Annotated in this window: 30 protein-coding genes and 2 pseudogenes; 13 read left to right on the top strand and 19 right to left on the bottom strand. The window is 62.2% G+C overall.

Translation table 11 applies throughout. From position 1 onward, the window contains the following. The first annotated feature begins 3 nt into the window (after positions 1 to 3). Positions 4 to 2919, top strand: a complete 2916-nt coding sequence (locus GH664_RS23520) for a Tn3-like element IS1071 family transposase (protein ID WP_003049965.1) — start codon at positions 4 to 6, stop codon at positions 2917 to 2919. 263 nt (positions 2920 to 3182) lie between these two features. Here GH664_RS23520 and GH664_RS23515 read toward each other — a convergent pair whose 3' ends face one another. The 9 genes from GH664_RS23515 to GH664_RS23475 form a co-directional block, all read right to left on the bottom strand. Then, entirely contained in the window at positions 3183 to 3740 is a 558-nt protein-coding gene (locus tag GH664_RS23515) for a recombinase family protein (protein ID WP_003100847.1), read from the bottom strand. Beyond that, positions 3734 to 4105: a hypothetical protein gene (locus tag GH664_RS23510; RefSeq protein ID WP_003100853.1), complete on the bottom strand. Its 372-nt coding sequence runs from the start codon at positions 4103 to 4105 to the stop codon at positions 3734 to 3736. Before GH664_RS23510 ends, GH664_RS23515 begins: the two co-directional genes overlap by 7 nt. Further along, positions 4102 to 4602: a hypothetical protein gene (locus tag GH664_RS23505; protein WP_003100856.1), complete on the bottom strand. Its 501-nt coding sequence runs from the start codon at positions 4600 to 4602 to the stop codon at positions 4102 to 4104. The genes GH664_RS23510 and GH664_RS23505 overlap by 4 nt, the downstream gene beginning before the upstream one ends. Continuing rightward, a complete protein-coding gene (locus GH664_RS23500; RefSeq protein ID WP_003100858.1) occupies positions 4599 to 4925 on the bottom strand; it encodes a hypothetical protein in 327 nt (108 codons plus the stop codon). The genes GH664_RS23505 and GH664_RS23500 overlap by 4 nt, the downstream gene beginning before the upstream one ends. Before the next feature lie 254 nt (positions 4926 to 5179). Further along, complete coding sequence (locus tag GH664_RS23495) at positions 5180 to 5536, bottom strand: cupin domain-containing protein (RefSeq protein WP_003465043.1); 357 nt, start codon at positions 5534 to 5536, stop codon at positions 5180 to 5182. 47 nt (positions 5537 to 5583) lie between these two features. Beyond that, positions 5584 to 5757: a hypothetical protein gene (locus GH664_RS23490; protein ID WP_003154411.1), complete on the bottom strand. Its 174-nt coding sequence runs from the start codon at positions 5755 to 5757 to the stop codon at positions 5584 to 5586. Between the two features lie 15 nt (positions 5758 to 5772). Beyond that, positions 5773 to 6159, bottom strand: coding sequence for a DUF86 domain-containing protein (locus GH664_RS23485; RefSeq protein WP_003100872.1), 387 nt, complete (start codon positions 6157 to 6159; stop codon positions 5773 to 5775). Continuing rightward, on the bottom strand, positions 6156 to 6446 hold the full coding sequence (locus GH664_RS23480; RefSeq protein WP_001247892.1) for a nucleotidyltransferase family protein: 291 nt from the start codon (positions 6444 to 6446) through the stop codon (positions 6156 to 6158). The genes GH664_RS23485 and GH664_RS23480 overlap by 4 nt, the downstream gene beginning before the upstream one ends. A 177-nt stretch (positions 6447 to 6623) precedes the next feature. Next, positions 6624 to 7466 carry an AraC family transcriptional regulator gene (locus GH664_RS23475; RefSeq protein ID WP_079436164.1) on the bottom strand — a complete coding sequence of 281 codons (843 nt, stop codon included), beginning with the start codon at positions 7464 to 7466 and terminating at the stop codon, positions 6624 to 6626. A 117-nt stretch (positions 7467 to 7583) separates the two neighbouring features. Between GH664_RS23475 and GH664_RS23470 the strand changes: the two genes are divergently transcribed. Together GH664_RS23470 and GH664_RS23465 are read left to right on the top strand one after the other, a co-directional pair. Next, a complete protein-coding gene (locus GH664_RS23470; protein WP_013521184.1) occupies positions 7584 to 8117 on the top strand; it encodes a carboxymuconolactone decarboxylase family protein in 534 nt (177 codons plus the stop codon). 27 nt (positions 8118 to 8144) lie between these two features. Continuing rightward, complete coding sequence (locus tag GH664_RS23465) at positions 8145 to 8693, top strand: cytochrome P460 family protein (RefSeq protein WP_043743735.1); 549 nt, start codon at positions 8145 to 8147, stop codon at positions 8691 to 8693. A gap of 124 nt (positions 8694 to 8817) precedes the next feature. On the opposite strand, the gene merR is transcribed toward GH664_RS23465, so the two are convergent. After that, a complete protein-coding gene (gene merR, locus GH664_RS23460; RefSeq protein WP_000429838.1) occupies positions 8818 to 9252 on the bottom strand; it encodes an Hg(II)-responsive transcriptional regulator in 435 nt (144 codons plus the stop codon). 71 nt (positions 9253 to 9323) lie between these two features. Between merR and merT the strand changes: the two genes are divergently transcribed. From merT to GH664_RS23440, 4 genes and pseudogenes are all read left to right on the top strand, one after another. After that, positions 9324 to 9674 (top strand): mercuric ion transporter MerT, encoded by a 351-nt coding sequence (merT, locus tag GH664_RS23455; RefSeq protein WP_001294667.1) that lies wholly within the window; start codon positions 9324 to 9326, stop codon positions 9672 to 9674. A 15-nt stretch (positions 9675 to 9689) separates the two neighbouring features. Beyond that, positions 9690 to 9965, top strand: coding sequence for a mercury resistance system periplasmic binding protein MerP (gene merP / locus GH664_RS23450; RefSeq protein WP_000735441.1), 276 nt, complete (start codon positions 9690 to 9692; stop codon positions 9963 to 9965). 2 nt (positions 9966 to 9967) lie between these two features. Continuing rightward, a complete protein-coding gene (gene merF, locus GH664_RS23445; RefSeq protein ID WP_000654684.1) occupies positions 9968 to 10213 on the top strand; it encodes a mercury resistance system transport protein MerF in 246 nt (81 codons plus the stop codon). Continuing rightward, positions 10210 to 10629: pseudogene (locus GH664_RS23440) on the top strand (cation transporter); the annotation flags it as partial. The gene merF and the pseudogene GH664_RS23440, both read left to right, overlap by 4 nt. A 48-nt stretch (positions 10630 to 10677) precedes the next feature. Here GH664_RS23440 and GH664_RS23435 read toward each other — a convergent pair. The 5 genes from GH664_RS23435 to GH664_RS23415 are packed head-to-tail and all read right to left on the bottom strand — an operon-like array spanning position 10678 to position 12512. Beyond that, positions 10678 to 11214, bottom strand: coding sequence for a transposase (locus GH664_RS23435; RefSeq protein ID WP_153167907.1), 537 nt, complete (start codon positions 11212 to 11214; stop codon positions 10678 to 10680). A gap of 13 nt (positions 11215 to 11227) precedes the next feature. After that, positions 11228 to 11620, bottom strand: coding sequence for a VOC family protein (locus tag GH664_RS23430; protein WP_153167906.1), 393 nt, complete (start codon positions 11618 to 11620; stop codon positions 11228 to 11230). Then, entirely contained in the window at positions 11617 to 11916 is a 300-nt protein-coding gene (locus tag GH664_RS23425) for a helix-hairpin-helix domain-containing protein (RefSeq protein WP_153167905.1), read from the bottom strand. The genes GH664_RS23430 and GH664_RS23425 overlap by 4 nt, the downstream gene beginning before the upstream one ends. A 15-nt stretch (positions 11917 to 11931) precedes the next feature. Then, positions 11932 to 12258 (bottom strand): type II toxin-antitoxin system PemK/MazF family toxin, encoded by a 327-nt coding sequence (locus GH664_RS23420; protein ID WP_153167904.1) that lies wholly within the window; start codon positions 12256 to 12258, stop codon positions 11932 to 11934. Further along, positions 12255 to 12512 (bottom strand): antitoxin, encoded by a 258-nt coding sequence (locus GH664_RS23415; RefSeq protein ID WP_153167903.1) that lies wholly within the window; start codon positions 12510 to 12512, stop codon positions 12255 to 12257. Before GH664_RS23415 ends, GH664_RS23420 begins: the two co-directional genes overlap by 4 nt. 203 nt (positions 12513 to 12715) lie before the next feature. Between GH664_RS23415 and GH664_RS23410 the strand changes: the two genes are divergently transcribed. From GH664_RS23410 to merE, 5 genes and pseudogenes are all read left to right on the top strand, one after another. Beyond that, positions 12716 to 13318 carry a recombinase family protein gene (locus GH664_RS23410; RefSeq protein ID WP_153167902.1) on the top strand — a complete coding sequence of 201 codons (603 nt, stop codon included), beginning with the start codon at positions 12716 to 12718 and terminating at the stop codon, positions 13316 to 13318. After that, positions 13302 to 16331, top strand: a complete 3030-nt coding sequence (locus tag GH664_RS23405) for a Tn3 family transposase (RefSeq protein WP_153167901.1) — start codon at positions 13302 to 13304, stop codon at positions 16329 to 16331. The genes GH664_RS23410 and GH664_RS23405 overlap by 17 nt, the downstream gene beginning before the upstream one ends. 31 nt (positions 16332 to 16362) lie before the next feature. After that, a pseudogene (gene merA, locus GH664_RS23400) lies at positions 16363 to 17595 on the top strand (mercury(II) reductase); the annotation flags it as partial. A gap of 16 nt (positions 17596 to 17611) precedes the next feature. Continuing rightward, positions 17612 to 17977 (top strand): mercury resistance co-regulator MerD, encoded by a 366-nt coding sequence (gene merD, locus GH664_RS23395; protein ID WP_003465059.1) that lies wholly within the window; start codon positions 17612 to 17614, stop codon positions 17975 to 17977. After that, entirely contained in the window at positions 17974 to 18210 is a 237-nt protein-coding gene (gene merE / locus GH664_RS23390; protein WP_001087809.1) for a broad-spectrum mercury transporter MerE, read from the top strand. Before merD ends, merE begins: the two co-directional genes overlap by 4 nt. Before the next feature lie 52 nt (positions 18211 to 18262). Here merE and GH664_RS23385 read toward each other — a convergent pair whose 3' ends face one another. Genes GH664_RS23385 through GH664_RS23370 form a run of 4 tightly spaced genes read right to left on the bottom strand, consistent with a single transcriptional unit; the run spans position 18263 to position 22745 of the window. After that, positions 18263 to 18877 (bottom strand): recombinase family protein, encoded by a 615-nt coding sequence (locus GH664_RS23385; RefSeq protein WP_000904941.1) that lies wholly within the window; start codon positions 18875 to 18877, stop codon positions 18263 to 18265. 60 nt (positions 18878 to 18937) lie between these two features. Continuing rightward, positions 18938 to 20155: a TniQ family protein gene (locus GH664_RS23380; protein ID WP_011137967.1), complete on the bottom strand. Its 1218-nt coding sequence runs from the start codon at positions 20153 to 20155 to the stop codon at positions 18938 to 18940. Further along, positions 20152 to 21060 carry a TniB family NTP-binding protein gene (locus GH664_RS23375; protein ID WP_011137966.1) on the bottom strand — a complete coding sequence of 303 codons (909 nt, stop codon included), beginning with the start codon at positions 21058 to 21060 and terminating at the stop codon, positions 20152 to 20154. The genes GH664_RS23380 and GH664_RS23375 overlap by 4 nt, the downstream gene beginning before the upstream one ends. Before the next feature lie 2 nt (positions 21061 to 21062). Then, positions 21063 to 22745 (bottom strand): DDE-type integrase/transposase/recombinase, encoded by a 1683-nt coding sequence (locus GH664_RS23370; protein ID WP_011137965.1) that lies wholly within the window; start codon positions 22743 to 22745, stop codon positions 21063 to 21065. 203 nt (positions 22746 to 22948) lie between these two features. On the opposite strand from GH664_RS23370, the gene GH664_RS23365 reads away from it, so the two are divergent. Next, positions 22949 to 25915: a Tn3 family transposase gene (locus tag GH664_RS23365; protein WP_013521180.1), complete on the top strand. Its 2967-nt coding sequence runs from the start codon at positions 22949 to 22951 to the stop codon at positions 25913 to 25915. Positions 25916 to 25945 lie beyond the last annotated feature (30 nt).

Here is a 25945-nt window from a genome sequence, read left to right as displayed (position 1 = left end):
ACGATGCAGGGTTGGCACACAACGTTTTTGGGGATGCGTGGGCTCCCCCGCGATATCAGCGACTTCGAGATGAAGGCATTTTTCACCTTCGATGGTGCCGAGCGCGACGCAATCAATGCACGCCGAGGTGATTCCCACAAGCTTGGTCTGGCGCTCCATATTGGTTTCCTGCGCATGAGTGGGCGTTTGCTCGGTGCCTTTCGGGTAATTCCAGTAGCCTTGTGGCGCCACCTTGGCAACGAGCTTGGCATTGCAGCACCAGAAGTCGCCTCGCTGAGAGCCATGTATGAACGCGGGCGCACGCTATTCGATCACCAACAAGTAGCCTGCACGGTCCTTGGATTCCAGTGGATGAGCGAGCACCAGCGCCGCTCACTGGTACGTGAACTGCGCGACGAAGTGGCGCGCTGCGCCGACCGCGATCAGCTACTCGTGCGGGCGCGTCAATGGCTGTACAAGAACAAGCTGGTGATCGTGCACGAGCGGGCAATTCGGACACTGATTGCGGCGGCACTTGCCCAGCTTGAAGTTGAAACAGGCACCGCCATCGCCGCCAGCGTTGATCCAGCAACACTTGATCGCTGGCGAGCCTCAGTTTCAGAGCTGCGCCCAGATGGACAAACCCAGCAGAGTTGGCTATGGGCTGCACCGGCGAAACACTCAACCCGCCAAATCAGCGAGGTACTGGAGCGCATCGACCTGCTTTACACGCTGGACGTTCATAAGCACCTGGCAGACATCCCCGATCTCATCTTGCGCCGCTACGCGCGCCGACTTGTCTCCAGGCCGCCCTCAGCCGGAGCCAAGATCAAAGAGCCAGCGCGCACCGTGGAGGTCGCATGCTTTCTTCGGTATTGCCTGTTCACCACCACAGACCAGTTGATCCTTATGGTGCAGCGCCGGATCGCCGATCTGTGGCGTCAGGCTGCCGCCGATGTCCCCGCTACCGTCAATTGGGCCGCAATGTACAAAACGCTGCTCGGCGAACTTGTTGCCTTGAGCGCGCAAGGTGCGGTGCCAGATGCTGAGTTGCGTGCCCGTCTTGAAGCCTTGATCACCGAAACCCAGAAACGCAAACCACCGAGCAGGGCCTCCCTGGTCCGCGAGGGATTGATTGATGGAATTCGCCCCGTGCGGTCGTTGCTCGTCGCCATTGCAAAGCTGCCCTGGCAGGCCACCGGCGAGCATCCTGCCATCGAGTACCTTGCCAAGCTGCAAGCTTTATATCTCAAAGGATCCAGAAAGCTGCCAGTTGAAGTGGTGGCACCAAGTCTGGGAATGATCTGGCAGGTTTCGATCTCCAGCCCAGACCGGGAACGGGCGTTTCAGGCGTTGGAGGTGGCCACCCTGTTTGCCCTGCGCCGCGCGGTGCGCAATGGCTCGGTCTGGATTGAGCACAGCCTGAGCTTTCGGGGTCGTGCGCGCTTGTTCTTCACGGACGAGCGTTGGCAGGCAGAGTCCAAGAAACACTATGCCCGTCTATCGTTACCCAGCAAGGCTGCCACTTTCTTGAAGCCTTTGCTGGCCAGAGTAACTGCCGGTGTCGATGCGGTGGCCGCTGCAGCCCGCAGTGGCGTACTGCGCGTGGATGATGAACTCCATTTGTCGCCATTGCCCGCAGAGGACGAAGACCCAGAAGTGACCAAGCTGCGCGCGGCTTTGGATCACCGCATCGGTGAGGTTCAATTGCCGGAAGTGATTCTGGCCGTTGACGCCCAGGTGCGCTTTAGCTGGATCATGCTCGGACGTGAGCCGCGCTCTACCGACGAGCTGCTGATGGTCTATGCCGGCATCATGGCCCACGGCACCAGTCTGACTGCGGTCGAATGCGCGCGCATGATTCCGCAATTGTCTGCCACCAGCATTCGCCAGGCCATGCGCTGGGCGCGGGACGAACGGCGTCTGAGCCAGGCCTGCCAGGCTGTGCTGGAATTCATGCAGCGACACCCGATTGCCGCCACCTGGGGGCGGTCCGATTTGGCATCTTCTGACATGATGAGCATGGAGACCACCAAACGGGTGTGGCAAGCCCGGCTTGATCCTCGGCGCAACACACCTTCCATTGGAATCTACTCCCATGTAAAAGACCGGTGGGGCATCTTCCATGCGCAGCCCTTTGTGCTCAATGAGCGCCAGGCGGGCGTGGCCATTGAAGGTGTCATCCGCCAAGAAAAGCTGGAGACCAGCCAGCTTGCTGTGGATACCCATGGCTACACCGACTTTGCCATGTCACATGCCCGTTTGCTTGGTTTTGATCTTTGCCCGCGGTTGAAGGAACTCAAACAGCGCCACCTCTTTGTGCCACGCGGCACCAAAGTGCCCGCAGAAATCGCTGCGGTGTGCGAAGCCAATGTCGACGTCGCTTTGATCGAAAAGCATTGGGATAGTCTGGTGCACCTGGCAGCCTCGGTCATGAGCGGACATGCCAGTGCGGTGGCAGCTCTTGCGCGGTTCGGTTCTGCCGCCCAGGGCGATCCAATCTATGAGGCTGGCGTGCAATTGGGGCGGTTGCTGCGTACGGCGTTTTTGGCTGACTACTTTGTCAAGGACGCTTTCAGGAACGAGTTGCGCCGGGTGCTCAATCGGGGCGAGGCTGTTAACGCCCTCAAGCGCGCCATTTATACCGGCCGGATCAGCCCGGCGCAGGCCAAACGTGTCGATGAAATGCAGGCTGTGGCCGATGCGTTGAGCCTGATGGCCAACATCGTGATGGCGTGGAATACCTCACAGATGCAGGCGGTCCTGGATCGCTGGTCGAACCGCCGCCAGGTCATTCCACCGGAACTGATCGGGAAGATTGCGCCCACCAGGCTGGAGAGCATCAACTTGCGGGGTGTGTTTCGCTTCCCGGTTGACCGCTATGCTGACCAAATCCTGCCTTCGCGGCCAAATGCATCGATAACTGGCACCAATGGATGAAACCGACCACGGTTTGACGCCACGAATCGCAGATTTGAAAGTGAACAGGAAAGTCAATGAAATCAACGATCTACCAACACCACCTCCGCGCCAGTGCTAGCTTTTCGTACCGTCACTTATTGCACTGAAAACGAGGAGACCCCAATAACGACCCGGCCAAGATAATGTCATTTTCAGAAGACGACTGCACCAGACAACGCGGTTTGAAGGCTGTTGTGCAGTCGTCTATTGGGGTCGTCTCAGAAAACGGAAAATAAAGCACGCTAAGCGTGCGTGGAGGCTGGCACCCAGCGGTACAGCGTCGGAATGGACACGCCGAGGTTCTTGGCCACGTCCTTGGGCGGCACCCCGCTGGCCAGCAGCTTCTTGGCCGACTCGATCTTGCTGTCGGTCATCTTCGGCTTGCGGCCGCCTTTGCGGCCGAGCTGCTTGGCGACTTCCAGCCCGGCGCGGGTGCGCTCGACGGTCAGCTCGCGCTCCATTTCGGCAAGGCTCGCCATGACGTGGAAGAAGAACCGCCCGGATGGTGTGCCGGTGTCGATGGAGTCGGTGAGGCTCCTGAACTGGACACCGTGCTTGTGCAGATCGCCGACCAGATCGACCAGTTGCTTGACCGACCGGCCCAGCCGGTCGAGCTTCCAGACGACCAAAGTATCGCCTTCGCGCAGCATTTCGAGCGTCTTGGCCAAGCCAGGCCGGTCTGCCCGCGTGCCACTCACCTTGTCCTCGAAGACCTTTTTACATCCGGCCTTGCTCAAGGCTTCGCGTTGCAGCTCCAGGTTCTGATCCTGCGTCGAGACGCGCGCATAGCCAATCAACATGGCTTGTCTCGCGCCCGGTCGATGCGTTCCTGCATCGCCTGCATCACTTCTTCGTGGGTGTACGATCTGGCGTTGGCGTCGGTGGCTTGCCGCAGGGCTTCCTCAACCTCGCGCGTCATCCGCTCGTAATCCTCCGGCCACAGCGCTTGCTCCATGCGCAGCGACGCCTGACCCAGCAGGTGCAGCAGGCTGAACAGCCGCATGTCGTTGGTGGCGACGATGCGCTCCCGAATCTGCTCCTGAATAGCTTCGCTAGCCCGATGCGCTTGTGGTGTGGCAGTCCCCTCGTAGTCAGCGGGGAATTCCGCTTCCTCGGCAATCCTTGCCCAGGCGCTGGCCAGCGCCTCGATGGTTGACGTGCTCATTTCCGCCGCTCCTGTGCTCTTTGGCGAATCAACCGGCCAAGGGGCCTCGACGCGAAAACCAGCAGCATCACGCCTATCGGATACCAGGTCGAGAAGACCACCAAGGCATCGAAGGCTGGCCGTCCGGTGTTGGTAGGCAGTACGGCGGTCACAGCCATCAACCCGCCGACCGTCCAGATGATGCGCCACACGTAGGGCATCACGCGGGGCACGTAGCCGTCATCGAAAGCGGTCTGGTAGTAGCGGCGCAGGCCGCGCTCGGCAAGCGCCTGGCGCTGCCGCTCCGACAGCGCATCCGTCCGGCCATACCAGCGCCGGAATGGTGGACAGCGCAGCAGCAAAGGGGTGAAGAGGATCATCACCGCCACGATCGCGACACCCCACGCCATGACGGCGCCGGCATCGGGCCGCTTGGCGTTCTCGATCACGGGCGCGAAGACGCCCGGAGCACCGATCATCCAGAACAGCGCAATGTGCTGATGGAAGGAGAGCTTCATTTGCTCATCCACTTGCGCAGCAGGCGCTTTTTCAGGGAGGCGCGTTCTTGCGGGTTGCGTCCCTTGTGATTGGCGATGCGATCCGCCGTGGCGGCCTGGCGCTTGACGGGCCAGTAGGAGCGGCCATCCTTGCCCATCGACCAGACGCTGCTGGCCTGGTTTTCCAGCAGGGGCAGATGGGCGCTCAGGGCTTCGGGCGACGCGCTGGTCAGCGCCGTGCGCTCACGGGTGCGCCAGCGCTGATGCCAGAGCTTCTTGTCCTCGCGCTCGCTGCCGCAGGTCGTGTGCCCGACGATGGGTGTTTTGCGGCGGCTGCGGCTCATAACGTAGTGGTCTCCAAGAACATTCAGGACTGATCCCAGGCGTCGATGGTCAAGACCTGATCGGCAGGACAGGCGGCTACGCGGTCGGGAACTGGATGGTGTTCAGTCTCATGCCGACCCCATTCGATTGATCGCGTCGCTTGCGGCACGCTGCGACGCAAGGAGGTTTGCGACCTGGTTTAGCAGCCGTGTCCGCTGCATGTCTGTTACCTATCTCCCCGACCGCTCATTGGACCAACTCCAGAGATTGGGCTCTATCGCTCAGCCAATACGAAACCGGCATTGGCTGATGCCACAACCGAGACGAACACAAATGGCTCGGTACCTGTATTTCGCGCCCCGTGCACTTGGCCCGGTCTTGCCACGGCTATCTCACCTTCCCTGAGGGCACGAACAATCCCATTGCCCTGAAAGTAATCAGCCATTCCCGACAAAACAGTCCACGTGTCTTGGCCGTGAGGATGAATGTGAGCCGCAATTTCCTGCCCGGGATGGACATGCCAAACCACGATAATTGAGTCTCGGGTTTCAAGCACAACGGAACGAATAGGCTCGCCTTCGGACGGCTGAACATACTCGGCTACAGAAAATATTCTCGATTCAACAGTCATCGGAGATCCCTCTTTCACAGTGCCCCCAGACAGGCTGGATATGAGTTCTAACTCGAATTTGAACGGGAGGCTGGTCGTGCGGTCGTGCAGTTGCCGATGAGCGTGTCGGCTGCTGCCTCCTTGCCCACCAGCGAACTCACGTCCGTTGCGGCCATCCAGAAGGTCTTGCCCGAGCGCGGCTCATAGGTCGCGGGATCGAACACGCCAGAGGGGCCGAACATCGGCGGCTTGATTGGTCATGGCTCCATGCCTTTGTCGTTACGGTCTTCATCGTCGGCATCCTGACGCACGGCGGGCAATTGCTGGAGCAACGCCGGCAGCCATTCCTGTACCGTCTCCCACACCACATCGAGGTTGATGTCGAAATAGCCGTGAGCCATGCGATTACGCATATTGCGCATGCTGCGCCACGGCACGTCGGCATGCGCCTGGGTGAACTCGACGTAGCCATCCATCACCTTTGTGGCCGCCTCGCCGATGACGATCAGGCTCATGATGACGGCCTGCTGGGTGCGCTTGTCGGCCAAGAAGTCGTCCTTGGCCATCCCTTCCACGAAGCTGCGCGCATCGGTTGCGGCCTGCTGAATGTGGTCGAGGTAATCGGGCAGGCGGTTCTCGCTCATATCGGTTGCGCCTCCGCGAGCACCTTGGCCCGGAACTTCGGCGGCAGGTCGCCGGGAGTCAGCAGATCGACGTCAACGCCGAGCAGCGATTTCAGTTCTTCTTCCAAATCGCCCAAGTCCAACAACGTGGCACCGGGCAGCGCATCGACCAACAGGTCGAGGTCGCTGCCATCCCGGTCGGTGCCATGCAGCACCGAGCCGAAGACGCGCGGGTTCGCGGCGCGAAAGCGGCCTACCGCTTCACGCACTGCGCTTCGCTTCATGTCAAGCACAACAGACGGTCGCATGCGCATCCTTTCTTATCGAAACTCGTTGAGATGATATGCAATCAAGAATAGAATTTCAAGAACTATTTTCGAGAATCGCAATGCCTTGATTCCCGTGCCGCGCCTGTGAATTTCACCCGCTCGACGAGCGCAACACCGACGCCGCCTACGCCAAGAACCGGCGAATCGACCTCAAACTCACGAACCGCTGAGCGACGCGTCACCGCGCTGCTGCGCCAGCCAGTCGCGCGGGGCGCAGCCCATGCGCACGCGGAAGGCGCGCGCCAACGCGTTCGGGCTGCCGTAGCCGACGCGGTCGGCCACCACCGCCACCGGACGCCCCTGCTTGAGCAGGGTGCAACTGACGTTCATCCGCCAGTCGGCCAGATAGTCGCCCGGCGTGACGCCCACCGCGTCTTTGAACGCGGCGGCGAAGCGCGCGCGTGACATGCCCGCCTGCGCCGCCAGCGCCTCGAGCGACCACGCGGTCTGCGGCGCATCGTGCATGGCGGTTATGGCGCGCGCGAGTTTCGGGTCGGCCAGTCCCGCCAGCAGTCCGGTGGCGCCAAGCCGCCCATCCATCAGATAACGCAGCAACTGGATCAGTAGCAACTCGCACAAGCGGTCGATGGCGGCCTGCCGACCGCACTGGTCGCGCTCGGCTTCGGCAAACAGCAGCTCTAGCGTCGGCCCGAGGCCGGGCAAGTCCGCCAGCGGAATCAGCAGCATCGACGGCAAGGCCATGGCCAACGGATTGCCCGTCGAAGCGCCCAGATCGACCTCCGCACACAACAGCTCAGCGGTATCGCCGGGGGCGGCGACAAAACGATGCGACGCCACGCGCGGATAAAACAGCAGGCTCGGCTCGGTAACCAGCAGATCTTCATGCACGGGCGAACGCGCCGTAATCGGGCCGCGCCGCACCAGATGGATATAGCCATGCGGCGCCGCGTAATGATGCTGCCCACAGAAGGCGCCGCTGTGAAAAACGCGCGCCGAAAGCGAGTAGTGCCGGAGCAAGCCGGCCAGTCGATCCGCCATTCCACTCTCCATATAAGACGATAGGTTACGTATTTGATACTTTACGTGCCATATCGTACCAAACAAAGGGCGATCATGCCCACGTGCTCTTGCACCTCACCCACTACGGAGATAGACATGACCCAAATCGCCCCCCTGACCATCGACACCGCTGACGCCGCTACCGCTGCCACACTCAAGGCCGTCAAAGCCAAGCTCGGCGTGGTGCCGAACCTGCTCGCCACGCTGGCCCACGCGCCGGCAGCGCTCAACGGCTACCTCGGCCTGTCCGAAACGCTGGGCACCGGCCGCCTGAGTGCCACCCAGCGCGAGATCGTTGCGCTGGCTGCCGGTCAAGCCAATCGCTGCCAGTACTGCCTGAGCGCACACACCCTGATCGGCAAAGGTGCCGGACTGTCGGCAGAGGCCATCGCCGCGGCCCGCACCGGCCAGGCGGCCAACGCACTTGACGATGCAATTGCCGGCTTTGCCCGCGCGCTGGTCGAGCAACGCGGCGTGGTGTCGGCCGACGCCATGGCCAACTACCGCCGCGCGGGGCTCGACGACGGCCTGATACTGGAAGTGATCGCCAACATCGCGCTGAACACGCTCACCAACTACACCAACCACATCGCCGACACCACGGTGGATTTCCCCGTGGTCGCCGTCTGATCTCCATAGGCATATAAGGAGAACACAATGAAAATCGCACTCACCGGCGCTCTGCTCGCCAGCGCCCTCGTCCTGCCACTGGCCGTCACGGCCGGCGACTTTTCGCCCTATGTGGACAGCCAGGGCGGCATCAGCCGCCCCACAGACTTCCGCACAAACTTCGTCCACCTGGGCTCATATGCGGTGTTGGACGAAAAATCCGCCTCTCGCGGCCTGCACGATGTGTACACCGAAAAGGCCTCGGCCGAGCACTACCGCAAGACCGGCAAGTTCCCGGACGGCGCCACGCTGGTGAAAGAGATCCGCAAGCTCGAAACCAGCGCCATGACCACCGGCGACCCTGTGGTCTGGGGTTCCGATGCGGCCGTGTGGTTCGTGATGGTCAAGGACGCCAAAGGCCGTTTCGCCAGCAACCCCTTGTGGGGCGACGGCTGGGGCTGGGCGCTGTTCAAGGCCGACGCCCCCGCCAAGAATGTCGCCGTCAGCTACGCAGCCGACTGCATGGGCTGCCATGTGCCGGCGGCCAAGACCGACCGCGTATTCATCCAGGGCTATCCGACACTGACCCAGCACTGACTTGCTTGTCACTTTCAGAAGGCGACAGCACGAAATATCAAAAGTCGACCGCACGGTCTTTTCTGACGTTGGAGTCGCCTCAGAAAACGGAAAATAAAGCACGCTAAGGCGTAGTTCCCTCGGGCTACACCGCGTCCGCACTGCGCGGTTCTTTCTTCCCTTGCAGTGACGCAATCAGCGGGCAGGAAACGTTCCCCTTCCGCGCATGGCAGGCGCACACCAAATCAGACAGCACGGCCTCCATGCGCGCCAGGTCAGCCATCCTCTCGCGCACGTCCTTGAGCTTGTGCTCGGCCAGGCTGCTGGCTTCCTCGCAATGGGTGCCATCCTCCAGCCGCAGCAGCTCGGCGATCTCATCCAGGCTGAAGCCCAACCGCTGGGCTGATTTCACGAAGCGCACCCGCGTTACATCCGTCTCGCCATAGCGGCGAATGCTGCCGTAAGGCTTGTCCGGTTCCGGGAGCAAGCCCTTGCGCTGATAGAACCGGATGGTCTCCACATTGACCCCGGCCGTCCTGGCGAAAACGCCAATGGTCAGGTTCTCCAAATTGTTTTCCATATCGCTTGACTCCGTACATAACTACGGAAGTAAGCTTAAGCTATCCAATTCAGATTCGAAAGGACAAACGTATGTCTGAACCTCAAAACGGGCGCGGCGCGCTCTTCACTGGCGGGCTGGCCGCCATCCTCGCCTCGGCTTGCTGCCTCGGGCCGCTGGTTCTGATCGCCTTGGGGTTCAGCGGCGCTTGGATCGGCAACTTGACGGTGTTGGAACCCTATCGCCCCATCTTTATCGGCGTGGCGCTGGTGGCGTTGTTCTTCGCCTGGCGGCGCATCTACCGGCCGTCAGCCGCCTGCAAACCGGGTGAGGTTTGCGCGATTCCCCAAGTGCGAGCTACTTACAAGCTCATTTTCTGGGGCGTGGCCGTGCTGGTTTTGGTCGCGCTCGGATTTCCCTACGTCGTGCCATTTTTCTATTGATCACAGGAGTTCACCATGAAAAAGCTGCTTTCCGCCCTTGCCCTCGCTGCCGTTGTTGCCCCCGTGTGGGCCGCCACCCAGACCGTTACGCTGTCCGTACCGGGCATGACCTGCTCGGCCTGTCCGATCACTGTCAAGAAGGCGATTTCCAAGGTCGATGGCGTCAGTAAAGTTGACGTGACCTTCGAGACGCGCGAAGCGGTGGTCACCTTCGATGATGCCAAGACCAGCGTGCAGAAACTGACCAAGGCTACCGAGGATGCGGGCTACCCATCATCAGTCAAGAACTGATCATGAAAGACCCGAAGACACTGCTGCGGGTCAGCATCATTGGCACAACCCTCGTGGCGCTGTGTTGCTTCACCCCTGTTCTGGTCATTTTGCTCGGTGTGGTCGGCTTGTCCGCGCTGACCGGCTATCTGGACTATGTGCTGCTGCCTGCGCTGGCGATTTTCATCGGCTTGACCATCTACGCCATCCAACGAAAACGCCAAGCCGATGCCTGCTGCACCCCGAAATTCAATGGAGTAAAAAAATGACCGAAATCACCGTGAATGGCATGACCTGCACATCCTGCGCCACCCATGTCAAAGATGCTTTGGAAAAGATTCCCGGCGTGAATGCCGCTGTGGTGTCCTATCCAGAAAGCCGCGCGCAAGTCATGGCAGACACCGCCGTGAGCCACAACCAACTGCTGGCCGCCATCGCCGCATTGGGTTATCAAGGCTCGATCCGGGTTGGTGATTTCAAAGATGAACCAAAAATCCGTGATGCACTTGAGGGCGCCGGTTTGCATATCGCCATCATTGGCAGCGGCGGGGCCGCGATGGCGGCGGCGCTGAAGGCCGTCGAGCAAGGCGCGACGGTCACGCTGATCGAACGCGGCACCATCGGCGGCACCTGCGTCAATATCGGCTGTGTGCCGTCCAAGATCATGATCCGCGCTGCCCATATTGGGGTTGTAAGCCGGAACCCCAGAAAATTCCGTCGGCCGCCTCGACGTTCAACCGGCAAGCTGTTTGATGCGCTCGGCCAAACGCCCGAACGCTTCGTTCACATATTCCAAAGCCTTGGGTTCTACGCCCTGCGTGCGTAGCGAGCTTTTGAAGCTGTCCAAATCGGCTAACCATTGCCGATGTAGCCTGCCCAGCTCGTTGACTTGGGGCTGAAAGACTTGCAGGTTGCCACTGCCACGGAATGCTTGGTAGCCGCGCTCAAGCGTGCCTGCCGTGACCAGCAATTGAGCCGCGCGCTGCTTGTGCTTTTCCGAGAACTCGGCCATGCCGTCATAGGGCCGTGATGCCTTGTTGCGTTCGGCTTCGGACGCCTCTTCCATGATGAGGGCATAGCGGTAAAACCCAGGGAATTCGTGGGATAACGCCATGAGCTGCTGATCGGAAGTGCCGACCCAAATCTTGTGCAGATCGGGCGCGTACCCCACCATGCGATTGATGATGGCATGTGCCTCGCTGACGTCCTGGGCGGCAAGCTGTTGCATATGCTGGTCGATCTTCGCGGCCAGTCGGCGAAATTCATTCATGCCCAATGCCTGTTTAGCTACCAATGGGCGAGCACAGCTCAACCAGCGTGCCCTCCAACGAACGAACATACGCGACCATCTGTCCCCAGGGTTTTTGTACCGGAGCATGAAGCGGCAAAGCGCCTGCCGCAACTGCCTTGGCATAAGCGGACGAGACATCGTCAGTGACGAAAGCTAACTCAATGCCAGGCGGTGTGGCGCTGGCGGACACGGGCACGAAGTTAGTGCCAAAATTCATTTCGCCCATTGCGTGGGAGGCAAAGGCAAGGGTTGTTGAGCCCGACTCCAACTCGCCATACTGGCCAGACTCGTGAAGGAAACGAACCTGAAAACCAAATGCCTTTTCGTAAAAAGCCAAGGCGTCAGAAACAGACTGAACATAAACGATGGTGTAACCGAACTTCATTTTGTAGAGGCTCCGGCAAGAATATTCTTTCGCGTCTCGGTGAACTCCCACCAAGGGCGAGGTGGTTCGCCTCTCATAAAGTGGGTGACGGACATGAAGACGTCGATGACGCAAGGATCGTGGCGATGCCCCGTTCTTACGCAAAGCCGTTCATACATATCAAATGGACACTCGCCTGTAAGCTGCTCAGGCGAGTGAAATCCGAGCAGGCGAAGATCATCTGCGGTAGCCTGACCCACATTCGGCAAGTCGGTGAGTTGTTGTAGTCGGGCACGATCAACCTTGTATGGGCTCATGACGGTAAACGCAATTTACTCGAAAAGCGTGGCGACCTTCGCCAACACTTCATCCATGAGCGGCGCTGGCAGCGTGTCGACCTTGCGGGCATGGCGTGCGGCCAAGTCGATCACTCGCGGCTGGTCACAGCGCACGACGCCGGTAGTCTTGATCCCGGCCAAGGGCACGGCGAAGCCAAGGCGACGGGCAAACTCGCCGCCCTTGGTGATTGGCAGGATCACCGGCAGCTTGGTCGCTTCGTTGAACTCGGTGGGCGATACGACCAGTACGGGACGGCTGCCGCATTGTTCATGCCCTGCGGTCGGATCGAGCGACACGAGATAGATGTCGCCCCGCTTCATAGCAATTCACCGCCCACGGCGGGCGCATCGACCCATTCGCGTTCCTCGGCTGGCTGCGGCTGTGAATAGTCCGACGCGGCCAGCAACTCCGCGAGCGTGTAGCGCGGCCGCGGATTGGGATTGACTACCAGGCAGCCATGATCAACCGCGAGGCCGACCGTTGCGCCGGCTTGCAGGTGCAGCTGGTCGAGGAAGGCAGGCGGCACGGCCAACATGATCGAGCCACCGACCTTGCGGAGATTGGTTGTGTGCATGATGCGTCTCCAATGGGTTAAGTTATATCAAAGTATAACCCCGGCTATTTTAGGCTGCAAGCCGTGTTTATCGGAAAACACTTGTTTTACGACATATCTGCAACAAGGGCATGCACCAACCTCTGGGCACCCTCAAAATTGTGCGGAAAACTCTGTCGCTATCCGCTACCATACGGAAACCCATTTTTCATGGTTATCCGCTTATGTTGGTAGGCTACATGCGCGTGTCGTCGGACTCCGACCGCCAGAGCACCGACTTGCAGCGCGACGCGCTGCTCGGTGCCGGTATCGATCCACGTCACCTGTTCGAGGATCACGCCTCCGGCGCGAAGGATGACCGCGTGGGTCTGGCGCGGGCGCTCGAATTCGTCCGCCCCGGCGACGTGCTGGTGGTGTGGAAGCTCGACCGGCTCGGCCGCTCGCTGTCGCACCTGCTCGCCATCGTGACCTCGCTCAAGGACAAGCGGGTGGCGTTCCGCTCGCTGACGGAGAACCTGGATACCACCACGCCATCGGGCGAGTTTCTGTTCCAGGTGTTCGGCGCGCTCGCACAATACGAGCGCGCCTTGATCCAGGAGCGCGTCGTCGCCGGCCTGGCCGCCGCCCGCAAACGTGGTCGGATCGGTGGCCGGCCGCAGGCGATCACCGGCGAGAAGCTGGAGGCCATCCTCGCCGCGCTCGAAAGCGGCATGTCCAAGGCGGCGGTGTGCCGCAATTTCGGCGTCAAGCGCACCACCTTGATCGAAACCTTGGCGCGAGTAGGCTGGCGTGGAGCAGGAAGGATAGCCGATGAGCAACAAGAATAAGCTGCTCACCGTCCTGTCGGACGCCGAACAGGAAGCCCTGTACGGCCTGCCGGATTTCGACGATGCGCAGCGGCTGGAATACCTGGCATTGACCGAAACCGAACTGGCACTCGCCAGCAGTCGGTCCGGCCTGCATGCCCAGGTCTATTGCGTCTTGCAGATCGGTTACTTCAAGGCCAAGCACGCCTTCTTCCGTTTCGACTGGAACGAGGTCGAGGACGATTGCGCCTTCGTACTGAGCCGCTATTTCCACGGCGAGGCCTTCGAGCGCAAGCCGATCACCAAGCACGAGCACTACACCCAACGCGAGCGGATCGCCGGGCTGTTCGGCTACCAGTCGTGGACAGCCGACCTGCTGCCGCAGCTCGCGCAGCAGGCGACGCAGACCGTGCGGCGCGACGTGATGCCGGGGTTCATCGCCGCCGAGCTGATCGTCTGGCTCAATGAGCACAAGATCATCCGGCCCGGCTATACCACCCTGCAAGAGGTGGTCAGCGAAACGCTGTCCGCCGAGCGTCGGCGGCTGGGTGGCCTGCTGGCGGAAGTGCTGGACGAATCGGCCAAGGCCGTGCTGGCTCAGCTTCTGGTGCGTGATGACACCCTGTCGCAACTGGCGGCGCTCAAGCAAGACGCCAAGGATTTCGGCTGGCGTCAGATGGCCCGCGAGCGCGAGAAGCGCGCCACGCTGGAGCCGCTGCACCGGATCGCCAAGACGCTGCTGCCCAAGCTCGGCGTCTCGCAGCAGAACCTGCTGTACTACGCGAGCCTGGCGAACTTCTACACCGTCCATGACCTGCGCAACCTGAAGGCCGATCAGACCCAGCTCTACCTGCTGTGCTATGCATGGGTGCGCTACCGGCAGCTCTCCGACAACCTGGTCGATGCGATGGCCTACCACATGAAACAGTTGGAGGACGAAAGCAGCGTCGGCGCAAAGCAGTCCTTCGTCGCTGAACAGGTGCGCCGTCAGCAAGACACGCCGCAGGTCGGCCGCCTGCTGTCGCTTTACATCGACGACAGCGTGCCCGATCCCACGCCGTTCGGCGATGTGCGCCAGCGCGCCTACAAGATCATGCCCCGCGACACGCTGCAAACCACGGCGCAGCGCATGAGCGTGAAGCCGGTGAGCAAGTTGGCTTTGCACTGGCAGGCGGTGGACGGCCTGGCCGAGCGTATCCGTCGTCATCTTCGGCCGCTGTATGTCGCGCTCGACTTCGCTGGCACTGATCCGGACAGCCCGTGGCTCGCGGCGCTGGCCTGGGCCACGGGCGTGTTCGCCAAACAGCAGCGCCTGTCGCAACGACCGCTCGCCGAATGTCCGGCGGCCACGCTGCCGAAACGCCTGCGGCCGTACCTGCTAACCTTCGATGCCGATGGCAAGCCGACGGGCCTGCATGCCGACCGCTACGAGTTCTGGCTGTACCGCCAGGTCAGAAAGCGCTTCCAGTCAGGTGAACTCTACCTCGACGACAGCCTGCAACACCGTCATTTCTCCGACGAGTTGGTTTCGCTGGACGAAAAGGCTGACGCGCTGGCGCAGATGGACATCCCGTTCCTGCGGCAGCCGGTAGATGCCCAGCTCGATGTGCTGGCGGCCGAACTGCACACGCAATGGCAGGCCTTCAACCGCGAGCTGAAACAGGGCAAGCTGACGCACCTGGAATACGACGAGGGCACGCAGAAGCTGACCTGGCGCAAGCCCAAGGGTGAGAACCCGAAGGCGCGCGAGAAGGCGTTCTACGAGCAACTGCCGTTCTGCGACGTGGCCGACGTGTTCCGCTTCGTCAACGGCCAGTGCCAGTTCCTGTCAGCGCTGACGCCCTTGCAACCGCGCTATGCGAAGAAGGTCGCCGACGCCGACAGCCTGATGGCGGTCATCATCGCGCAGGCGATGAACCATGGCAACCAGGTCATGGCTCGCACCAGCGACATCCCGTACCACGTGCTGGAGAGCGCCTACCAGCAATACCTGCGCCACGCCACGCTGCACGCGGCCAACGACTGCATCAGCAACGCCATCGCAGCGCTGCCGATCTTCCCGTACTACTCGTTCGACCTCGATGTGCTGTACGGTGCCGTCGACGGTCAGAAATTCGGCGTCGAGCGGCCGACCGTGAGGGCACGCTACTCGCGCAAATACTTCGGGCGTGGCAAGGGCGTGGTCGCCTACACCCTGCTGTGCAACCATGTGCCGCTCAACGGCTACCTGATCGGCGCGCACGACTACGAGGCCCATCACGTGTTCGACATCTGGTATCGCAACACGTCGGACATCGTGCCGACCGCGATCACCGGCGACATGCACAGCGTCAACAAGGCCAACTTCGCCATCCTGCACTGGTTCGGCCTGCGCTTCGAGCCGCGCTTCACTGATCATGACGACCAGTTGAAGGAGCTGTACTGCGCCGACGATCCGGCGCAGTACGAGAAGTGCCTGATCCGGCCGGCCGGGAAAATCGACCGCGATCTCATCGTCAACGAGAAGCCGAACCTCGACCAGATCGTGGCTACGCTCGGGCTGAAGGAGATGACGCAGGGTACGCTGATCCGCAAGCTGTGCACCTACACCGCGCCGAACCCGACGCGGCGCGCGGTGTTCGAATTCGACAAGCTCATTCGCAGCATCTACACACTGCGCTACCTGCGCGATCCGCAACTGGAGCGCAACGTGCACCGCTCGCAGAACCGGATCGAGTCCTACCACCAGCTACGCGGGGCCATCGCCCAGGTCGGCGGCAAGAAGGAATTGACCGGGCGCACCGACATCGAGATCGAAATTAGCAACCAGTGTGCCAGGCTGATCGCCAACGCGGTCATCTACTACAACTCGGCCATCCTGTCGCGGCTGCTGACGAAGTACGAGGCGTGCGGCAGCGCCAAGGCGCTGGCTCTCCTGACCCAGATATCGCCGGCGGCCTGGCGGCACATCCTGCTGAATGGGCATTACACCTTTCAGAGCGACGGCAAGATGATCGACCTGGATGCGCTCGTGGCGGGGCTTGATCTTGGGTGACGGAAATTTCTGGGGTTCCGGCTTACAACCCCATATTGCCCATCTGCGCCGGGAAAGTCCGTTCGACGGCGGTATTGCGGCAACTGTGCCTGCGATTGACCGCAGCAAACTGCTGGCCCAGCAGCAGGCCCGTGTCGATGAACTGCGGCACGCCAAATACGAAGGCATCCTGGACGGCAATCCAGCCATCACCGTTTTGCACGGTGAAGCGCGTTTCAAGGACGACCAGAGCCTGGTCGTCCGTTTGAACGAGGGTGGCGAGCGCGAGGTAACGTTCGACCGCTGCCTGGTCGCCACCGGTGCCAGTCCGGCCGTGCCGCCGATTCCGGGCCTGAAAGAGTCACCCTACTGGACTTCCACCGAAGCGCTTGTCAGCGACACCATTCCCGCACGCCTGGCCGTGATCGGTTCGTCGGTGGTGGCGTTGGAACTGGCGCAAGCCTTTGCCCGGCTCGGCAGCCAGGTCACGATCCTGGCACGCAGCACCTTGTTCTTCCGGGAAGACCCGGCCATCGGCGAGGCCGTGACAGCCGCTTTCCGCGCCGAGGGCATCGAGGTGCTGGAGCACACGCAAGCCAGCCAGGTCGCCCATGTGAACGGCGAATTCGTGCTGACCACCGGACACGGTGAATTGCGCGCTGACAAGTTGCTGGTTGCCACCGGTCGGGCACCGAATACGCGCAGCCTCGCGCTGGACGCGGCGGGGGTCACTGTCAATGCGCAAGGGGCCATCGTTATCGACCAAGGCATGCGCACGAGCAACCCGAACATCTACGCGGCCGGCGACTGCACCGACCAGCCGCAGTTCGTCTACGTGGCAGCGGCCGCCGGCACCCGTGCCGCGATCAACATGACCGGCGGCGACGCAGCCCTCAATCTGACCGCGATGCCGGCAGTGGTGTTCACCGACCCGCAAGTCGCCACCGTGGGCTACAGCGAGGCGGAAGCGCACCACGATGGCATCGAGACCGACAGTCGCACGCTGACACTCGACAACGTTCCGCGAGCGCTTGCCAACTTCGACACACGCGGCTTCATCAAGCTGGTCATCGAGGAAGGTAGCGGACGGCTCATCGGCGTGCAGGCGGTGGCCCCGGAAGCGGGCGAACTGATCCAGACGGCGGTGCTCGCCATCCGCAACCGCATGACGGTGCAGGAACTGGCCGACCAGTTGTTCCCCTACCTGACAATGGTCGAGGGGTTGAAGCTTGCGGCGCAGACCTTCAACAAGGACGTGAAGCAGCTTTCCTGCTGCGCTGGATAAAAAAAGGAGGTTTTCAATGAGCGCCTACACCGTGTCCCGGCTGGCCCTTGATGCCGGGGTGAGCGTGCATATCGTGCGCGACTACCTGCTGCGCGGATTGCTGCGTCCGGTGGCGTGCACCCCGGGCGGCTATGGCCTGTTCGATGATGCCGCCTTGCAACGGCTGTGCTTCGTGCGGGCGGCCTTCGAGGCGGGCATCGGCCTGGACGCGCTGGCGCGGCTGTGCCGGGCGCTGGATGCTGCGGACGGCGATGAAGCGGCCGCGCAGCTTGCCGTTCTGCGCCAGTTCGTCGAGCGTCGGCGCGAAGCGTTGGCCGATCTGGAGGTGCAGTTGGCCACCATGCCGACCGAGCCGGCACAGCACGCGGAGAGTCTGCCATGAACAGCCCCGAGCGCTTGCCGTCCGAGACGCACAAACCGATCACCGGCTACCTGTGGGGCGCGCTGGCCGTGCTCACCTGTCCCTGCCATTTGCCGATTCTCGCCATTGTGCTGGCCGGCACGACGGCCGGCGCGTTCATCGGAGAGTACTGGGGTATCGCAGCCCTCACGCTGACCGGTTTGTTCGTCCTGTCTGTGACACGACTGCTGCGGGCCTTCAAAGATCGATCATGAGCGCTTCCCATTGAGACAAACCACGCTGTCGCTACGTTGCCTCATGCCGGCATCAAATTCGGCTGAGTAGCTTCTCGCCATCTGGACGTAGCTCACCCTTGGGTGAAACATGCCGATACAGGGTCTGCCGCGTGACGCCAAGTTCCTGGCACAGGTCGCCGACCTTGGTCTCTGGCTGACCCATTGCCGCCATCGCCAGCCGCAGCTTGGCGGCGGTCATCTTGAACGGCCGGCCGCCTTTCCGCCCGCGCGCGCGGGCCGAGGCTAGGCCGGCAATCGTGCGCTCCGCGATCAACTCGCGCTCGAACTCGGCCAGGGCGGCGAAGATGCCAAAGACCAGCTTGCCGGCGGCGGTCGTGGTGTCGATGGCCGCGCCGTGCCCGGTTAATACCTTCAAGCCGATGCCGCGCCCAGTCAGGTCGTGCACGGTGTTGATGAGATGTCGCAGGTCGCGTCCGAGCCGATCCAGTTTCCACACGACCAGTGTGTCGCCAGTTCGCAACGCCTTCAGGCAGCTCGTCAAGCCGGGCCGATCCTCGCGCATGCCGGATGCCTGGTCCTCGTAAAGATGTACTGGATCGACCCCGGCGGCAATCAGCGCGTCGCGCTGCAAATCGGTAGCCTGGGAGCCGTCCGCCTTCGATACCCGCATGTAGCCTATCAGCATGTCGTACCTGTCACATATACGTTCGATTATGTGACAGTGTGCGCCGGAAAGTTAAGGTCGTCAAAATTTGTCACTTAACCCGTCATTCTGTCTAAGACATGCAAAGGATCCGTCAGGCTCATAATGTGACAGAAATTCCGTGGCGATGCCTTCCTTCGCGAAGGTGGCGCGCAACTGTTCCAGGGAAGCGGGGTCGCGCCGACCATAGGAAGCCAACGCGAACAGCGAGCGTGCCGTCTCGGGGTTGTGCCGCGCTTCAATGATGGCCTCGTCGATGGCCTGGACTGCACGCTGCCAGTGATTGATGGGTTCGGGCTTCGGCGCTTTCGTCGGCAGGCCACTGGTGAACCCTGTTTGGGGCTCGGACCAGAACAGCTTTGCCTGCTCGCCTGGCGGGCTTATGTACCTCACCTCAATCAAGCTGATTGCCGTTGCCGCCGCCTCCAGCATCTGCAACCGTACTGCCGGATTCAGGGTTTCATACGGTCGCCACAGACTTTGCCCAGCACGCAGCGGATGCCCGCAGCCTTCCCAGACTTGGCGGAGATACCCCGCGTAGGTTCCGCACGCCGAAAGCGGTGTGTTCAGCTCATCGAGCAGCGTGCGTAGCAGCCGAAACCACAATCCGGCATGGATGCGTCGGCGCGGCAGCTCCAGGTGACCGGTCGTCAGTGCCTGCCAGGTACGCTGGTCCATCGCCGCAATCGCGTCGCTGGCGGTGCGCGGTTCGGCGTCGGCGTTCTCCCAGCCTAGAAACCGCCCTGGCACGCCCCAATAGGATTCCAGCCGGCAGCCATGCAGCGGGCAGCTCAGCATCAGGGGCAGCTTCCACGCGAGCAGTACGGCTTGGTTCTCCGGATCGTTCAGGCATAGCGGACAGGCGCGGTGTATCGGCTGGCTGGGCAGCCAGGCACGCCAGCTCGTGATGGATCGCGTCTTACGGCGGTGTGTCGGCAGCAACACCGAGAGCTGGAACGCATAGGTCTCCAATGCATCTGGAATCTGATCATCAAGGCTGTCCAGTAGCCAAGGCACCCAGCCGGCAAAGCTCATGCAACGCAGCCGGTTCAGTTCGATGCCGCTCCGCTGGGAAAGCATCGCCAGCAGCGCCAGTGGTGGCGCGGTGTCCAGGTCATCAACCTGACCGTGACCAAGATCGTGCTCCAGCAGCTCGGACACCTCTATGTGATAGCAAAGGGCCACGCGGTTGAGCCACGAAGACAAGGCTTCACCTTCCCTGGGAGCCGGATGCAGTGGCCAGCGTGGCGCTGGCTTCACATCAGTTCCCGCTCGAATTGCCGACGCCGCTCGCTGGGGCCGGTGTAATCGGCCATGCTCAGCGTGCGATGGTTGATCGCTTCCTCGCCGCTCTCCACGGCGGCGAGGGCTGCCGCCATCAGCAAGTGCGTCAGTTCGCCGATGGTGCCTTCGCTGCGTGTGAGCAGGTAGCGGGCCATGTCCAGCGTGGCAATCGACGAGGGGCGCCGCAGTGGAAGCGAAGCGGCGAAGCTGGCCAGCAGTGAGCAGCAATCGTCGTTGGCCTCCCATACCGGCAGCATCATCGGCTCGAAGCGATTTTCCAACTGGTCATCGGAGCGGATGACCAGGTAGGCGTCGCGCGTGCCGACCCCGACCAGTGGGATGCGCAGTTCATTGCCGAGGAAGCGCAGGAGATTGAGAAATTCCCGGCGGTTGACGCTGTTACCGGCCAGGACGTTGTGCAACTCGTCGATCACCAGCATGCGCACGCCGACCTTGCGCAGCAGTGCCAGCGCCAGTTGTTCCATTTCTGGCAGCCGTGGGCGCGGTCGCAATGGCGCACCCATCGCCGCGAGCAGCGCGACGTAGAAGCGGATTACCGACGGTTCGGATGGCATCTGCACGACCAGTACCGGAATGTGCTCCTGGTCGGCGTCGGCGCTGGCCGGATGCGTGCGCCGGAACTTCTCGACGATCATCGACTTGCCGTTGTTGGTCGGGCCGACCAGCAGCAGGTTGGGCATGCGTTGCTTGTTTGGCCACGCATACAGGGTTTCCAGCCGGTTCAGCGCCTCGACCGCGCGCGGATAGCCGATCCAGCGGTCGGCGCGAAGGCGCTGGATGCGCTCGTCCGCCGGCAGCCGAGCCAGCCCCTGTGCCGCTGGCAGCAGGTGTGACAAGTCGATGATGGGATATTCGTCCACGGCTACCACTCCTCAATCTGGTCGAACGGTTTGGCCGGCGGCTGGTTGTCGGCCTGTGGGTCAGCCATGTCCGCATCTGGTGGTGGCGTGGTTTTGACAGGCGGTGCCGTTGCCTTGAGATGCTGGCGTCGATCCGCGTCGCGCCGCGCCTTGCGCGTAGCTTTCTGCGCGGTGGTCACGATTTCTCGCATCTGGCCGATCATGCGGAACAGCGCTGACTCATCCACCTGTTCGCGCCCTTGCTGCCGTAATTTCGCCAGCGCCTGCCGTTGTTCCCATAGGGTGACAGCCGGGTGCGACAAGGTACGGTAGGGAATTTCCAGGTAGTGCTGCCCCTCTGGTTCCAGCACCCATATGCGGCTGATGTCGCGCGGGTCGCGCCGGATCAGGAACGCAGGCAAGCGGTCCCGCCGAGCTATCCACGGCTTGAGCGCATCGGCGTAGTAGTGGATGTGGTCGATGACGAAGCCGGTGCGGGTCAGCGTGCGGCGGATGATGGGCAGAAAATCGACCAGAAAAGCCGTAGCGCGAGTGATGACGGTTGGCACGCCGGTCCGCGTGATAGCTTCGGCCCAGCGCGCGGCCGGCGGTTGGAGCAGGCCGTTGTGCACGGAGCCGTGATAGGTGCCGACCGCCAATGTGAGCCAGCGCTCCAGCTCGCGCAGTGTCAGGGCGGCCATCTTCTCGGAGGCGTATTCCCCGCGCTGGTCAGGATTGGAGAAGGTCGTCCCCGGCAATTCGTCGTGGATCATCTGCATCGCCGTGCCGATGATCCGTTCCACGATACCGCCGTAGTGCGGCTGCCCGAGCGGGCGATAGTCCAACCGGATGCCATGCTGCTCGCAGCCACGGCGCAGCGCCTCGCTCTTGAACTCAGCCGCGTTGTCCAAGTAGAGCAGTCTGGGCTTGCCGCTCATCGGCCAATCCATCTCTACGTTCAACCCTTCCAACCAAGGGCGCTTGTCGCAGGCGGCATGCACCAAGCACAAGCCGACCGAGACGGCGGACGGGGCTTCCAGCGTAACGACCATGCCAACCACGCAGCGGGTGAATACGTCGATGGCGAGGGTCAGGTATGGACGGCCAATCGGTTGCCGGTCGCGCTCGTCCACCACGATCAGGTCGATGACTGTGTGGTCGATCTGCACCTGCTCCAGCGGCGCGGAGACGGGTGGCGGAACACCACCAACACCTTGCAGGTCGCGGGCGGCATCTTGTCCTTCCCGGCGGTGAGTGACCTCGCGCGGATCGAGGCCGGCGATCCGCAGAGCCACCGTGTTGCGCGCCGGCACCCGCAGCTTTTGCAGCTTGCACGCCCGCACAACTTCGCGGTGGAACGCCGCCAAGCTACGCTTCTGCTTGGTCAGGAAGCGCTTTTGCAGTAACTCGCGGATGATTCGTTCGACCGACTCCGGCAAGCGGCCTTTACCTTTGCCACCGCTCGACTGCCCAAGAGCCAAGTCAGTGACCAGCCCCGATCCTAGCCGGGCACGGCGGATCAGGACGTAGACCTGCCGCCGGGACAGCCCCAATGCCTGGGCTGCCGCGTCGGCCGCTTCATGCCCAACCGTCTCCGACTGCGCCAACGGCCCAATGATCTCCGCGCGACGACGCGCACGCTCCCATGCCTGTTCTGGCAGGGTGGCCACGCCGTGCTCGGTAATCGGTGCGGTATCGGTCGCCATGCTCATCTCGCTTTGGTGCACACGAGTATTGAGCATAGACGAGTTTCGTGCAGAGGAGTCCTGATATCTGGCTGTCAGGAGCCGTATGCACAAGAGGCTTCAAACCGCGCTGAATGGTGCAGTCGTCTTCTGAAAATGACAGCCGCGCCGGTTGCCTTGGCGGGCTTGTCACAAACCTACGTTTTCAAGAAGAAGGAAACCGCATGCCCCGCCGTTCGATCCTCTCCGCCGCCGAGCGCGAAAGCCTGCTGGCGTTGCCGGACACCAAGGATGAGTTGATCCGTCACTACACGTTCAGCGAAAGCGACCTCTCCATCATCCGGCAGCGGCGCGGCCCGGCCAATCGGCTGGGCTTCGCGGTGCAGCTTTGCTACCTACGCTTTCCGGGCGTCATACTGGGCGTTGATGAACCGCCGTTCCCGCCCTTGCTGAAACTGGTCGCCGACCAGCTCAAGGTCAGCATCGAAAGCTGGGGCAAGTACGGACAGCGGGAGCAGACCCGGCGTGAGCACCTGATCGAGCTGCAAACCGTCTTCGGTTTCCGGCCCTTCACCATGAGCCACTACCGGCAGGCCGTCCACACGCTGACCGAGCTGGCCATGCAAACCGACAAGGGCATTGTGCTGGCAAGCGCCTTCATCGAGCACCTGCGGCGGCAGTCGGTCATTCTGCCTGCTCTCAACGCCGTCGAGCGGGCGAGCGCCGAGGCGATCACCCGCGCCAACCGGCGCATCTACGACGCCTTGGCCGAACCGCTATCGGACATGCATCGCCGTCGCCTCGACGATCTGCTCAAGCGCCGCGACAACGGCAAGACGACCTGGCTGGCCTGGCTGCGGCAATCCCCGGTCAAACCGAACTCGCGGCACATGCTGGAACACATCGAACGCCTCAAGGCGTGGCAGGCGCTCGACCTGCCCTCCGGCATCGAGCGGTCGGTGCACCAGAACCGGCTGCTCAAGATCGCCCGCGAGGGTGGCCAGATGACGCCAGCCGACCTGGCCAAGTTCGAGCCGCAGCGCCGCTACGCGACTCTGGTTGCGCTCACCATCGAAGGCATGGCGACCGTCACTGACGAAATCATCGACCTGCACGACCGCATTCTGGGCAAACTGTTCAACGCCGCCAAGAACAAACATCAGCAGCAGTTCCAGGCATCCGGCAAGGCGATCAATGCCAAGGTGCGGCTATTCGGACGCATCGGCCAGGCGCTGATCGAGGCCAAGCAAGCCGGCCGCGATCCGTTCGCCGCCATCGAAGCCGTCATGTCCTGGGATGCCTTCGCCGAGAGCGTCACCGAGGCGCAGAAACTCGCGCAGCCCGAGGACTTCGATTTCCTGCACCGCATCGGCGAGAGCTATGCCACGCTGCGCCGCTACGCGCCGGAATTCCTCGCCGTGCTCAAGCTGCGGGCCGCGCCCGCCGCCAAGGACGTGCTCGACGCTATCGAAGTGCTGCGCAACATGAACAGCGACAACGCCCGCAAGGTGCCCGCCGATGCGCCAACCGATTTCATCAAGCCGCGCTGGCAAAAGCTGGTGATGACCGACGCCGGAATCGACCGGCGTTACTACGAACTGTGCGCGCTGTCGGAGATGAAGAACGCACTGCGCTCCGGCGACATCTGGGTGCAAGGCTCCCGCCAGTTCAAGGATTTCGAGGACTACCTGGTGCCGCCAGCGAAATTTGCCAGCCTCAAGCAGGCCAGCGAATTGCCGCTGGCTGTGGCCACCGATTGCGACCAGTACCTGCATGAACGGCTGACGCTGCTGGAAACGCAGCTCACCACCGTAAACCGCATGGCGCTGGCCAACGAGTTGCCGGATGCCATCATCACCGAATCGGGACTGAAGATCACGCCACTCGACGCGGCGGTGCCCGACACCGCGCAGGCCCTGATCGACCAGACCGCAATGGCCCTGCCGCACGTCAAGATCACCGAATTGCTGCTGGAGGTGGACGAATGGACGGGCTTCACCCGGCACTTCGCGCATCTGAAATCGGGCGACCTGGCCAAGGACAAGAACCTGCTGCTGACCACGATCCTCGCCGACGCGATCAACCTGGGCCTGACCAAGATGGCAGAGTCCTGCCCCGGCACAACCTACGCCAAGCTGGCCTGGCTGCAAGCCTGGCACATCCGCGACGAAACCTACGGGGCGGCGCTGGCCGAGCTGGTCAACGCGCAGTTCCGGCATCCCTTCGCCGAGCACTGGGGCGACGGCACCACGTCGTCATCGGACGGCCAGAACTTCCGCACCGGCAGCAAGGCCGAGAGTACCGGCCACATCAACCCAAAATACGGCAGCAGCCCAGGGCGGACGTTCTACACCCACATCTCCGACCAGTACGCGCCGTTCCACACCAAGGTGGTGAATGTCGGCGTGCGCGACTCGACCTACGTGCTCGACGGCCTGCTGTACCACGAATCCGACCTGCGCATCGAGGAGCACTACACCGACACGGCGGGCTTCACCGATCACGTCTTCGCGCTGATGCACCTGCTGGGCTTCCGCTTCGCGCCGCGCATCCGTGACCTGGGCGACACCAAGCTCTACATTCCAAAGGGCGATGCCGCCTACGAGACATTGAAACCGATGATCGGCGGCACGCTCAACATCAAGCACGTCCGCGCCCATTGGGATGAAATCCTGCGGCTGGCCACGTCGATCAAACAAGGCACGGTGACGGCCTCGCTGATGCTGCGCAAGCTCGGCAGCTATCCGCGCCAGAATGGTCTGGCCGTCGCCCTGCGCGAGTTGGGCCGCATCGAGCGCACGCTGTTCATCCTAGACTGGTTGCAAAGCGTCGAGCTGCGCCGCCGTGTGCATGCCGGACTGAACAAGGGCGAGGCCCGCAACGCGCTGGCCCGTGCCGTGTTCTTCAACCGCCTGGGCGAAATCCGCGACCGCAGTTTCGAGCAGCAACGCTACCGGGCCAGCGGCCTCAACCTGGTGACGGCAGCCATCGTGCTGTGGAACACGGTTTATCTGGAACGGGCCGCGAACGCCTTGCGTGGCCACGGTCAAGCCGTCGATGACGGCCTGTTGCAGTACCTGTCGCCGCTCGGCTGGGAGCACATCAACCTGACCGGCGATTACCTCTGGCGCAGCAGCGCCAAGATCGGCGCGGGCAAGTTCAGGCCGCTACGGCCGCTGCAACCGGCTTAGCGTGCTTTATTTTCCGTTTTCTGAGACGAC

The organism is Thauera sp. 2A1 (assembly GCF_009469595.2).
Classification (GTDB): domain Bacteria; phylum Pseudomonadota; class Gammaproteobacteria; order Burkholderiales; family Rhodocyclaceae; genus Thauera.
This window is presented reverse-complemented; position numbering and strand designations above follow the sequence as displayed.